We start from the raw sequence: 12,072 nt of genomic DNA on the forward strand, positions 1-12,072 counted from the left end.
CCGGGTTGCAACCGACGCAATACTGATTAGGTCGGATTGAGAGGAAGGGAGGCGACCCTTCGCTCACCCCACGATCCAGAAAAGGACGGGCCGTCATGAAACTCTCAGCCCAGCAGATCGATAGCATTGAACGCCAGCTTGGAGCGGAGCCGATCGCCGAGGACAACCCCGCGATGGACACGCTCAAGAATCAGTTCGGCGACCACACCTTCTATGCGGATACGGAGGGCCTCAGCGTGTTGGAGCCGCTGGGGACCGACAGCGGCAGCCAGCGGGCAACCGTCGTGCAGGTTGCAGCCTGGGCCGACGATCAGAAGACGGCGCTCGTGCCGCATGATCCGCTGGTCCGCGATATCGTCGTCGACCTCGACTCGGAGCGTCCGCAGGGATGATCTGAACGACCGGCCGCCAACCTCCGGCCCCTAACCTTAAGCCGCTGGGCCGGAGCGCCTTCCAAGCAAGAGAAGCCCACCAGGCTTTGGCGGCGTGACGGGATCTGTTGATCGATCAGCCGCTCGGGAACCGCCCGAAGGCTGGGCGGTTTTGTTCATATATGCGTCCAACCCAGTAGTCCGGAGGAGGAAGTGATGAAGCAGGTCGTCACGAAAGCTCAAGAACGAGACGTCGCACGGCCGCTGATGCTCGGGTTGCTCGCTGCGGGCTCTGCGCTCGCCCTGCTCGCCCATGCCGCTCTCGCCCAGGCGGCCGACCAAGCCGAGCTGGAGGTGGCCGAGGCGCAGGAGTACGGTCCGTACATCGCCGACACGGACGGCCGCGCCCTTTATATGTTCGAGGCCGATAGCGAGGGAAACAGCACCTGCTATGACGCCTGCGCTGAAGCGTGGCCGCCGCTGCTGACAGCGGGCGAGCCCGCGGCGGGACAACGAGCGCAAGAAGGCCTGCTCGGGACCACCGAGCGGAAGGACGGCGCGATGCAGGTCACCTACAACGGCTGGCCGCTCTATTATTTCGTGAAGGATAAGGGCCCGGGCGAGACGACCGGGCAGGACGTCAAAGGCTTCGGCGCCGAATGGTATCTCGTCTCGCCCGAGGGCGAGCCGATCCATGAAGGAGGCCACGAAGAGTCGTCGCAGCAGTGACCGACACGCCGCGGCGCCGATGTTGAGCTCGGTGCCGTGGTGCCGACTTACCGCCTCAATCTGCGGACCGCCGGCACCAGGGCGCCGGCGGCGGCACCGGCGAGAGCAAGCCCGGCAAAGAGCAGCGGCCGGTTCTGGGAACGCCAGCCGCCGTGAATCCCGGTTCCGTGTGGCATCGGCTCGAACAGATTGCCGTCCGTCACCGGGGCCTCCTCGGCTCGGCGGAAATAAAACTGCATCACACGCATCGCGACCCATCCCGCCAGGCGAGGCGCCACGGTGCCGCCGAGGTGGGCCAGTCTCGCCGGCACGCCCACCGTCGCCGCGCGCCGTGGCCGCTGCGCCAGCCTGACGATCGTATCGGCCACTGCCTGGGGATCATAGACCGGCGGCGCCGGCTTCAGCACGCGGCCCGTATAGTTGGCGCCGTGCCGGATTCCGGGCGTGTTCATGAAGGATGGAAACACGTCGCACACGTGGATGTCCGGCCAATCGACGAGTTCCGCCTCCAAGCTCTCGGATAAGCCGCGCAGGCCCCATTTGCCGGCCGCATAGGCCGCCGCGTACGGCGCCGGCACCCAGGCGCCGAGCGAGATCGTGTTGATCAGGACACCGTGCCCCTGGGCGAAGAAGTGCGGCAGGGCCGCGTGCGCACCGTGAATATAGCCGAGGAGATTGGTCTCGACCACGCGCCGGTGCGCTGCGATCGGCGTGTCGGTGAACAGGCCGACCGCACCGACGCCGGCGTTGTTGACCCATATATCGATCGGTCCGAAGGCGCCCGCGGCGGTTCGCGCCAGGCGCTCGACCTCATCGGGCCGGGTTACGTCGGTGGGAACGGCGATCGCCCGCACGCTCCAGGCGCCGCAGGCGTCCGCAAGCTCGCGGAGCGGCGCCTCGCGCCGGGCCGCAAGCGCAACGTGGGCGCCCTGCCGGGCGAAGGCGTGCGCCGTCGCGCGTCCGATGCCGCTGGAGGCGCCGGTGATGACCACATTCGCGTCGCAGAGGCTACGCATGGGAACGTCTCCGTCGGCTCGGTGTCGGCGGACAGCCTGGATAGAACCGACAACCGTGCCCGACCGAGAATGTTCCCGCGCCGATCGACGAGCCGGTTGTCAAAGAGGAACTGGGTGAACGCTCGAAGCACGAGCATGGGAGATCATCGAGTTGCCGGCGCGCGACCATGCTGCGGCCAGTGAGACCATGCGTCGCCATATGGTCAGCGCCAAGGAAAGGATCCGCGCGGCGTTGACCCGTTGAGAGCACCTAACGGCCGCGGTTCGACTTAGTGATGCGCCCCGGAGCCGGACATCGCCTGCTCCAGGGAGTCGGGCATGCGATCCACATTCCCCGTCCGGAGTTCGATCACCGCGCTACGAGCCGGCATCTCGACATTGGATATCCAGGCCGCGGGTAGAATCTCCAGCAGGCTCTCGCCTTGGCGCTCGATGCAGAGCAGATCATCGCGGAGCTGATAGAGGCCGTCCTCGGTCCGAAGGAGGACCCAGGTCGGGTTGATCGATCGCTCCCGGCAGATCCAGTAGCAGTCGGGGTCAGCCGATGCATCGTGCTCGATGACAAAGGCCTGCGCCCTCAGGCGCGCCGAGATCGATGTTATGACGGCTTCGTCAGCCGCCGTGAAACGGGCCACTGTTCTTGCCATCTTTCCTCCGAAAGGTCCGAGCCTTGTTCAAGCTATCGCCAGCTTGCCGGCACAGTTCATTCAGAGACATATCGCAGGGCCCCCGACTGCGGCGAATCACATCTTGTTACAGATTGTTGCCGACGTGCCGAAGCGGCGCTATGACCTCGTTCACAGTCCCGGCTTCCCCTCGCTAACGGTAGCTTGCGGCTCCGGTCAGGTTTCGATCGGCATCGGGTTGCCGAATTCCACCGCCGGACCGGACCGTTCGAGGATGCCTCGACATTCGATCAGCTCGATCGGCCCCTTGCCCTTTATGTCTACGAAACCGTGGCTTTTCGCGCTGCAGCGATCCCGCACCTGCAGCCATGTCGAGCTCGTCAGGACAACGGCGCCCGGCCTCGCCTTGCTGACCAGGCGTGCCGCCGTGTTGACGGTATCGCCCCACAGATCGAAGAGATACTGCCGGTGGCCGATGATGCCGGCGACCACGGGTCCTTGGTGAATGCCGACGCGCAGCTGCCAATGCGGCGTAACGGCAGCGGCAGCGGCGATCATGTCCAGGCCGCAGGAAACGGACGCCAGCACCGGCTCCTCGACATCGCGAAGCAGTCCCGCGGTCGCGAGAAAGGCGTCGCCGATCGTCTTGATCTTTTCCATGCCGCGCCCGTCGACAATCCGCTCGAACCGATCGACCAGCGCCTGCAGCTCCGACACGACCTGTTCCGGCGGGTTCCGATCGCAATAGGGCGTGAAGTCGACGATGTCGCAGAACAGCACGGCGACACCCTCATACCGTCGCGGAACCACGGCATTGGATGCCTTCAGCTCCTTGACCGCGCCGGACGGCAGGACCGCATGCAACAGGGCGTCGGCCCGCCGCCTTTCGGCATCCAAGGCCTTCAGATGCGAGGCTTCCAGGTCGCGCAACCGCTTCTTCTCCAGACAGGCGCGGACACGAGCCTTAAGCAAGGTCGCGTTGAACGGCTTGGACAGATAATCCTCCGCGCCAAGCTGGATGCAGCGCACGACGCTGTCCAGTTCATCGACCGCCGAGATCATGATCACGGGAATGTCCCGAAGCGCCATGTCGGTCTTGACATGCTCCAGCACATCATAGCCATTCATCTCGGGCATCGCGATATCAAGGAGGATCAGGTCGAAGCGCCGCGCGGCGAGCATGTCGAGGGCATCACGCCCGTTCGTCGCCTCGGCCAGCTCCGTATAGCCCTCACGCCGCAAACGGCGGATCAGCGTATAGCGGTTGTCCTCGTTATCGTCGACAACAAGGATGTTTTCCCCGACCCCGGTCACGAGGTCGCCTTTTCGCCAAGCAATAGCTGTATCTTTTCGAGCAGCCGCCGGAAATCGATCGGCTTCGTATCGAAATCGTCGCACCCCGCCGCCAGCGCCCGCTCGCGATCTCCGGCCATGGCGTGAGCCGACAAGGCGATGATCGGAATGGCGGACGTCTCCGGCGCGGCCTTGATGCGCCTTGCCGCCTCCCACCCGTCCAGAACGGGAAGGCTGAGGTCCATCAGGATGAGCGACGGCGTCCCGGAGCCTGCCGCGGCAACACCCTGCTCGCCGTCGGTCGCGACCACCACCTCATAGCCCTTACGGCGGAGCCGGGTCGTGAGCATGTAGACGTTATCCTCGTTGTCTTCGACGTAGAGGATCTTGGCCATGGCTGCTCACCCGTTACTTCCACCGTCTTGGCCGACATAGCGGCCCAAGAGTCCGCGAAGCTCGCCGAGGAGGTCGTCACGGCTCCCGGCACTCTTCTGAACCACGCGCTCGACGGCGCCCGAGAGCTGCCGATGGTCCTCCTCGGTGAGGTCCGCTGCCGTGATCACGACTACCGGTATGCCTCTCAAGTCGGGATCTTTCCTCAGCTCCACGAGAAACTGGAAGCCGTCCATTTCCGGCATGACCAAATCCAGCAGAATCAGGTCGGGCCGGACTTCGCTCAATCGGGCCAGGGCCGCCCGCCCATTTTCGGCCTCCATGACACGCCATCCCTCCGCCTTGATCGTTCGGCGCAGCAATGCGCGTGTCGGATGGTCGTCCTCTACGATCAGGACCTGCTGACCGTCCGCCGTGTCCCGATATCGCCGCAGGAGCTCACGCAGCCGGACCCGGTCGATCGGCTTGACAAGATACTCGGCGGCCCCGAGCGCATAGCCCTTGTTGCGTTCGTCGACGATCGTCACCATCACCACGGGAATGCCGGCGAGCTGGGGGTCGGATTTGATCTCCTGGATGACCCGCCATCCGTCCATGCCGGGCATCAGAACATCCAGCGTGATGATCGTCGGGTTGACGGCCCGCGCCAGCCGCAACCCCTCCTCGCCGTCCTTGGCGGTGAGCACGTCGAAGCCCTCCTTGACCAGGAAGCGCTGCATCAGGTGGCGCACCGTCGCATCATCGTCGATCACCAGAACCGTGTTTCGTCGTCCGGCCTCGCCGGAAATCTTGTCGCCACCGGCTCTGACCGCCTCGGCGTGAGCCGAGGCAACGGCGTCCGACAGCGTCGCGGGTTGCGTTTCCTGTCGGGCGGGGAGCCGGACGGTGAAGGTCGAGCCGGCGCCCGGCCGGCTGGCGACGTCGATCGCTCCGCCCATCCTCTGGCAGAGGTGGCGCGTGATGACGAGGCCGAGGCCCGTCCCGCCATATTTCCGCGTCGTCGTGCTATCGGCCTGGGTGAATTCCTGGAACAACCGGCCGAGATGCTCGTCGGTCATGCCGATTCCGGTGTCCGAGACGGCGATGGTGATCCAGTCTCCGGTTTCGGACATCGACCGCGACGCCTCCAGCGTGACGGATCCGTTTTCAGTGAACTTGCAGGCATTGCTCAGCAGATTGAGGACGATCTGCCGAACGCGCGTCAGATCCGCATACATGCCGTCGATATCGTCCTGACAGCGAATCACGAGCCTGTTCCCGTTCCTTTCGGCCAAGGGCTGGACCGTCGCGGCGGCCTCCTGGATCAGCGTTCCGACATCGAGGTTCTCCGGATGGAGCTCGAGCTTTCCCGCTTCGATCTTCGACAGATCGAGAATATCGTTGATTAGGTCGAGCAGATGCTTGCCCGCCCTCGAAATGCGCTGAAGCGGCTCGATGAGATCGTCCTGCCCCATATCCACAGCGTCTTCGAGCAGCATCTCGGCGATGCCGATGACCGCATTCAACGGAGTCCGGAGCTCGTGGCTCATGTTGGCCAGGAACTGGCTTTTGGCCTGGGTCGCCTGCATGGCCTCGTCGCGTGCCTCCGCGAGACTAGCCACCAGTTCGCTGAGCTGCGCCTGACGTGTTTTCAACTCGGTGATGTCGGTGAAGACGCCGACGATGCCGCCTTCCGCCGTCTGCCGCTCGCTGATCTTCAGCCATCGACCATCCGATCGCCGCTGCTCGAACGGGCCGGACGGGTGGCGGTGCCGCTTCAGCCGCTCCGCCACCCAGTTCTTTGCCCGACCGGGCGGCGTTACGATCAGCCCTCGCTCGATCGCCGCCGTAAGGATCGAGTGGAAGCTCGTGCCGGGCGTAATGGGAACGTCCAGCGCCTCATACAGTTCGCGGTATCTGCGGTTGCAGATCACCAGGCGATCGTCGGCATCGTATAACGCAAAGCCTTCGGTAATTGCTTCGATAGCCTCCGACAGCTGCACCTGGCTCCGCTGCTGCGCCTCTCTCGCGATCTGCCGCTCGGCGGCAAGCCTGTCGCGCTCGACCAGGCTGTCCCGAAACAGTGCGAGCGTGCGCGCCATCGCACCGATCTCGTCATGGCCCGGCCGTGGGATTGGGACGGCGAGATTGCCGTCCGTAATCGCCGACATGGCAGTCATCAGCTGCCGCAGAGGCACGGTGATCGAACGCAGCACCACTACCGTCAGCAATATGCTCAGAACAGCGGCGACTCCGACAAAGATCATCGAGATCTTCGAAGCGCGCTGCGCCTGCCGTAGGGCAAGGTCGCGCTCCTCGAACGCGCCTAATTCCAGCCTGTTGACTAGCTCCGCAAGCTGTTCGTCGACTCGTTCGATGTGGCTGCGTCCCTGTGCCATCAGGGCGTTCCCCACGACGCGTTGATCGGCCGTGTAGGCATCGACGGCAGCCAACGCCTGCCGCATCAGGGCGGCAACCTCGTCGCGCAGGATGGCGACAGTCTCGGGATAGTCCTCCTGCAGGACGACGAGTCGGCCATCCAACCGGCTCTGCGCTTGTCTTGCCTGCTGCTCCGAGCGCTCCAGGAGACTGACCGCGAGGTCGGTCAACCAGTATTTCAGGTCGCCGAACGCCTTGCTGGCGGCGTTTGCCGTCGTCAGCAGCGACACGATGCGTGCCTGCTCCGCGAGCGCGTCCGCGTTGCGCGCCAGGCGCTCGCTCAGATAGAGGTTCGAGGCAAGGAGAAACCCGAGCAGGATCGCCGAGACAAGAACGAGGCGGCCCGGGATCGACAGTGACGGCACGGATAAGGTCAACGGGACGTTGCCGAGCCGTCCCAAGCGGTCACGCAAGCTGTAGGACATCGTCGCTCACTCAATGGAACAGCGTGATGCTGATGGCACCTCCCAGATCTCCCAGGCTGCCTCCCTCCTTGGGATAGCCGGTGATGTCGATCTCACCCCTCGGCTCGCCATGGCAGGTCAGGCAGCCGGCGGTGTAATACTCGGGCACCATGATCCGGAAGGCGTCACGGCCATTCTTTTCGACCATCGTCGAGAATGGCTGCTTTCTCGGCCAGTCCTCCGACAGGAGCTTCGTCTTGATGATCTCGGTCTCCCACCGGTCGGGGCGTGCCTTTCGGTTGCGGATAAGCTCCGGCGGCGCCGTCACCTTCACATGCACCTCATGGCCCATCTTCTTCTCGAAGGCCTCGTTCACGAGACGTCCGAACACGGCCGGCACGAAGCCTTTGAAGCCCACACCCGGCGCGTTGATAACGTCCTGATGAGCGTCCACCACCTCGGCGATCGCCTCCATCTGGGCATTGAGAAGCCGCCCTCGACGCGTGTTCGCGTCGAGGGCGGCTGGATCGGTCCCGGTCTGCTTTCGGAAGATCGCCATTGCCCGGGCGACGACGACATCACCCGTCAATCCCTTATCAGCGATATCGGGATCGTTGATCAGGTCCTGGTTGCTCGAAATCACCGTACGGGCCGCACTCAGCATGGTCGCGAGTGTGAGCGCAATTTCGGTGTCATCATTTTGCGCTGCGGACAAGCTGCCCGTGAAGCTCCATGCGCCGCCGAAGATCGAGCAGCAGAGAGCGAAGCCGCAGGCGAGCCAAGTGGACCGAATGCCAGGAAAACTCACAGGCACCTCCGTCAACGGAATAGTGCGCCCCGGCCGCTCGGCAGATCTTGCGCCTCTATCCCGCGGAAGGCAATCGCCACGGAACGTCGACGCGCCCGCGATCATGCCGGGTGACGATGGCGATTTGGCCCCAATGCCGATGGCGAAGTTGAGACCGGCAGCGCCATCCCGCACCCCGACAGCGGGATGCATAATAACGCCAACCCGTTGAAAATTTAGCGTTTATCCCCATATTTCTGCTGTCCCCCAGGCCTCCACCGCGCCGCTTTCGGCGCGGCCGCAAGCGATCGGCTGCGCACGCCGTGGCCGCGCCATGGGGCCACGGGCAGGTAACCGGATGAGACGACGATGCAGTATTTCCCGACGATCGAGTTGACCGACCAGACCAAGCTGCTCCTCGCGCGCGGCGCGCTGACGCTTCAGCCGGGGCAGTGGGTCCGGAGCGAGCGCGGCGTGGGGCGGTATCTGCGGACCGACCCGCGAACCGGCGTTCATTATGTAAGCTGGGTTCGACCAGACGACAGTTTCGAGAGCCATTCGCAGCGCTTTCAGCGCGCATGCGAGAAGGGGTTCGTTGGCAAGTATCGCGCTCGCTACGACGCCGTGAAGGCGGCGCGCGATGTGGCGCGGCGCCGGGCCTTTCCCCCCTCCAACGACCCCATGCCGTTCTGAACTCAGGCCTCGACCAGTTCGAGCTCGCGCGCCGGTGCGAGGCCCAGATAGCGATAGCCCTTGTCCGCCAGCGTTCGCCCGCGTAGCGTCCGTTGCAGCAGGCCCTGCTGGATCAGATAGGGCTCGATCACCTCCTCCAGCACGTCCCGCTGCTCGCCGAGCGCCGCGGCCAGCGTCTCGACACCGACCGGGCCGCCGCCATAGTTCTCGGCCACGAGGGTCAGATAGCGCCGGTCCATCGCGTCGAAGCCGAGACGGTCCACTTCCAGCCGGCTCAGTGCCGCGTCGGCGGTCGCAGCATCGATCCGCCCGGCGTCGGCGACCTCAACGAAATCCCGCACACGGCGTAGAAGCCGGCCGGCGATCCGCGGCGTGCCGCGAGCCCGGCGCGCGATTTCCGCAGCGCCGTCCGTGTCGATCTCCAACGCCAGCAGCCGCGCGGCCCGATTCACGATCAGCTCCAGCTCGTCCTGCTCGTAGAATTGCAGGCGCAGGGGAATGCCGAACCGCTCGCGCAGCGGTCGGGTGATCAGGCCCGAGCGGGTGGTTGCGCCGACCAGCGTGAAGGGCGGAAGCTCGATGCGGATCGAGCGCGCCGCGGGGCCCTCTCCGATCATCAAATCCAACCGGAAGTCCTCCATCGCGGAATAGAGAATCTCCTCGACCGCCGGGTTCAGGCGATGGATCTCGTCGATGAACAGAACGTCATGTGCCTGAAGATTCGTCAGGAGCGCCGCAAGATCGCCCGCCTTGACGATCGCCGGCGCGGCCGCCGACCGGAAGGTAACGCCCAGTTCGCGGCTGATGATGCGGGCGAGCGTGGTCTTGCCCAGGCCGGGCGGGCCGAACAGCAGAACATGGTCCAGGGCCTCGCCGCGTGCCCTTGCCGCATCGATGAAGACGCGCAGATTCCCGCGCGCCTGGCGCTGGCCGACGAAATCGGCCAGGCTGAGCGGACGCAGAGCCCGATCGACTCCGGCCTCATCCGTTTGGTCCCCGGATTGGTGATCGGGGGCCATCACGCGGTCCTCCAGCATGCTGTCTGCTGCCTGGGCGGGTTACTCGGCCGCAACCTTGAAGCGTCCGGCGGGCAGATCGGGAATCACGCCCAAGGTCCGGCCGACCTCCTCCTGAGTCGGGCGCCGCCGATAGCCGTCGGCATAGCGATCAAGCGCCGCAAGACACTCCTCGACCGTGCCGAGGCCAACCGCCCGACAGTCCTCGAAGGCGTAGTGCGACGAGCGGAACCAGTGCGTGAGATAGCATCTCGGCTCCGGCTCTTCCTGGTTGATGGTGAAGGAGAAGCGACCTTCGAATCCGATCCGGGCGTGGACGTCTCGAAGCCGCGCCTGCAGTTGTTCAATGGTCATGGTCAATCCCTAATCATCCAGACTTCCGTCAAGGCGATAGCGGGCCCAATCGGCATCCGCCCACAGGGCCTCGGCAATCGCGCGGGTCTGTGGCGCCAGCGTCGATTCCCCTTCGGTATCGAGCAGGCGTTCGAGCCGCATCGCCAAGTTCTTCGCCTCGGCCTGCACCCAGCGGGCAAACTGGCGATCGCGTTCGAGGCTGGACCCGTACCAGCTCGGTATCTCGCCATAGAGATCCGTCAGGTCCGCTTCCCAGGCGCGCCGCGTCAGCAGCCCGCTCGGCGAGGCACCGCCGTCACGCTCGCCGGACTCGACGGCATGGAGATCGACCGGTCGCCTGTCGAAACGCCGAATCTCGGCAGTGACGGCATCAAGCGGCCGAAACGGCGCTGTCCCGGAGGGCTCGTCTGCCGGAAGCGAAGCGTCAAGTCCCTCTCCCACAAGGGGAGAGGGAGCGATGGGCCGTGCCTTGCGGACCTGTCTAGAACGGGAGCTCATCTTCCAGCTCCAGCTCTGTGCCGTAGGCTTGCGTCGGCGCTCGACCGGCAGTCTCGTCGGCGGAGTCTTCCGCGTCCGCCTCGGTCTTCGCGCCGGCCAGGATCTGGAGTCGGCTGTTGAAGCGGTCGAGGACGATCTCGGTGCTCAGAATGTCCCGGCCCTCCTTCTGCCATTTCCGGGTTCGGACTTGGCCTTCGACGGCGAGGAGCGTGCCCTTGCGGGCGCGCCGCTCAAGCACCTCGATCAGCTTCTCGTCCCAGACGACGACGCGGTGCCATTCGGTGCGCTCCTCGCCCTTCACATATTCGGAGGTGGCGAGCCTCAGGGTCGCCAGCTTGGTGCCGCTCGGAATGGTCGAGACCTCCGGATCGCGACCCAGGCGGCCGACACCGATGAAACGTTGGTACATGACAGTCTTCCTTGCGAATTGCTTCTCGAAGAATTGTCTCTCGGCAGGCGGCCCTTAAGCCGCCTGCGACGCGTGTTCGTCCTGCTTCAGGAGCTCCGCCTTCTTCTGCGAGAAGAAGGTGACGATCCGGTTCTGCGCGGCCTTGTCGACCAGCCCGATGTCGCGCAGGCGGGCACTCACGCCGCTGCGCCACAGCTCGTCGAGGCCGTCCAGATCGGTGATCTCCGCCAGCCGGGTCTTGATATCCTGCTCGAACTTCTCGATCGCGGCCGGCTGGGTGTCGGGATTGCTCTTGGCCGTGAAATAGGCCTCGGACTCCATCCGGTACTTCGAATCGTCGAACTGGCCCATATAGATGTCGGCAGCGAGGCCGATCTGCAGCAGGCACTTTCCGACGGCGTCGGTGATCGACATCTTGAAGCACTCGTCGTCCGGCGCCTCCATCCCGTCGCGCCGCCGCCGCACCATCTCCGTGCCGCCCCATTGCGGGCCGGTATAGAGCGTCTCGCCGGTTTCCGGATGGACGTACCAGACGCGCACGCAGATGAAGATCATCCGCTCGGCAATCGTCCATTCGAGCTGCTCGTAGCCCCAGCCCTTGCCGATCGGACCGAACACTTCGGTCATCATCTGCAGGCGCCAGGTCGGGTCGATCTGAGTGCCGCGGAAGCCGCCCGAGCGGGTGAACGGCTTGGTCGCCTTGGGGTCCGTCCGCTTCAGCCGGTTCCAAAGCGCGAGATTGTCGGGCACCGCATTATCGGTCGCGGCGGACCCGGAAGCGGAAGAAGCGGGAGCGGTCTTCGTTGCTTTCACCATGGGTGGCTCTCCTCCTGGCCAGGACAAAGTCCCTTGGGGCAAGGGACGGCGCCGTTGCCCGTCTCGATTGCACTGGCCCAAATTCCGCTGGTCCAAAAGGGAGCGGCATCATCGCCGCATAGCTGCGTTTTCGCCTCTCCTGGCAGCGTTCATTAACCATCATAGCTGCATTTTCGCAGCTTGCAAGAACGAAAAGAGAACTTTGCGACTCGGTAATCGTCGAAATGCCCGGTTTTCCGGGTGCTTCAG

General features: G+C 64.7%; 14 protein-coding genes. 3 read left to right on the forward strand and 11 right to left on the reverse strand.

Features of this window, described 5'->3' with window-relative positions:
• Positions 1-95 precede the first annotated feature (95 nt).
• Entirely contained in the window at positions 96-392 is a 297-nt protein-coding gene (locus tag DT069_RS09355; RefSeq protein ID WP_119460024.1) for a hypothetical protein, read from the forward strand.
• Positions 393-587: 195 nt separating this feature from the next.
• Entirely contained in the window at positions 588-1,100 is a 513-nt protein-coding gene (locus DT069_RS09360; RefSeq protein WP_425450121.1) for a COG4315 family predicted lipoprotein, read from the forward strand.
• A 47-nt stretch (positions 1,101-1,147) separates the two neighbouring features.
• Here the strand turns inward: DT069_RS09360 and DT069_RS09365 are convergent, their stop codons facing one another.
• From DT069_RS09365 to DT069_RS09390, 6 genes are all read right to left on the reverse strand, one after another.
• The gene (locus DT069_RS09365) at positions 1,148-2,116 is read right to left on the reverse strand and encodes an SDR family oxidoreductase (protein WP_119460025.1); all 969 of its coding nucleotides are present in this window, start codon (positions 2,114-2,116) and stop codon (positions 1,148-1,150) included.
• Between the two features lie 269 nt (positions 2,117-2,385).
• A complete protein-coding gene (locus DT069_RS09370; protein ID WP_162913082.1) occupies positions 2,386-2,763 on the reverse strand; it encodes a hypothetical protein in 378 nt (125 codons plus the stop codon).
• A gap of 195 nt (positions 2,764-2,958) precedes the next feature.
• Complete coding sequence (locus tag DT069_RS09375; protein WP_162913083.1) at positions 2,959-4,056, reverse strand: adenylate/guanylate cyclase domain-containing protein; 1,098 nt, start codon at positions 4,054-4,056, stop codon at positions 2,959-2,961.
• On the reverse strand, positions 4,053-4,430 hold the full coding sequence (locus tag DT069_RS09380) for a response regulator (RefSeq protein ID WP_119460028.1): 378 nt from the start codon (positions 4,428-4,430) through the stop codon (positions 4,053-4,055). Before DT069_RS09380 ends, DT069_RS09375 begins: the two co-directional genes overlap by 4 nt.
• A gap of 6 nt (positions 4,431-4,436) precedes the next feature.
• Complete coding sequence (locus DT069_RS09385) at positions 4,437-7,271, reverse strand: response regulator (protein WP_119460029.1); 2,835 nt, start codon at positions 7,269-7,271, stop codon at positions 4,437-4,439.
• A gap of 10 nt (positions 7,272-7,281) precedes the next feature.
• On the reverse strand, positions 7,282-8,058 hold the full coding sequence (locus tag DT069_RS09390) for a Tll0287-like domain-containing protein (protein WP_425450122.1): 777 nt from the start codon (positions 8,056-8,058) through the stop codon (positions 7,282-7,284).
• A 348-nt stretch (positions 8,059-8,406) separates the two neighbouring features.
• Between DT069_RS09390 and DT069_RS09395 the strand changes: the two genes are divergently transcribed.
• Positions 8,407-8,730, forward strand: a complete 324-nt coding sequence (locus DT069_RS09395) for a hypothetical protein (RefSeq protein ID WP_119460030.1) — start codon at positions 8,407-8,409, stop codon at positions 8,728-8,730.
• 2 nt (positions 8,731-8,732) lie between these two features.
• Here DT069_RS09395 and ruvB read toward each other — a convergent pair whose 3' ends face one another.
• Genes ruvB through DT069_RS09420 form a run of 5 tightly spaced genes read right to left on the reverse strand, consistent with a single transcriptional unit; the run spans position 8,733 to position 11,823 of the window.
• Complete coding sequence (ruvB, locus tag DT069_RS09400; RefSeq protein WP_119460031.1) at positions 8,733-9,767, reverse strand: Holliday junction branch migration DNA helicase RuvB; 1,035 nt, start codon at positions 9,765-9,767, stop codon at positions 8,733-8,735.
• Positions 9,768-9,788: 21 nt separating this feature from the next.
• A complete protein-coding gene (locus tag DT069_RS09405) occupies positions 9,789-10,100 on the reverse strand; it encodes a hypothetical protein (protein WP_119460032.1) in 312 nt (103 codons plus the stop codon).
• A gap of 9 nt (positions 10,101-10,109) precedes the next feature.
• On the reverse strand, positions 10,110-10,598 hold the full coding sequence (locus DT069_RS09410; RefSeq protein ID WP_162913084.1) for a hypothetical protein: 489 nt from the start codon (positions 10,596-10,598) through the stop codon (positions 10,110-10,112).
• A complete protein-coding gene (gene ssb, locus DT069_RS09415; protein WP_119460034.1) occupies positions 10,582-11,007 on the reverse strand; it encodes a single-stranded DNA-binding protein in 426 nt (141 codons plus the stop codon). Before ssb ends, DT069_RS09410 begins: the two co-directional genes overlap by 17 nt.
• Positions 11,008-11,061: 54 nt before the next feature.
• On the reverse strand, positions 11,062-11,823 hold the full coding sequence (locus DT069_RS09420; RefSeq protein ID WP_425450123.1) for a hypothetical protein: 762 nt from the start codon (positions 11,821-11,823) through the stop codon (positions 11,062-11,064).
• Positions 11,824-12,072: the final 249 nt, after the last annotated feature.

The sequence above is a fragment of the Virgifigura deserti genome (genome assembly GCA_003576685.1).
Classification (GTDB): Bacteria; Pseudomonadota; Alphaproteobacteria; order Dongiales; family Dongiaceae; genus Virgifigura; species Virgifigura deserti.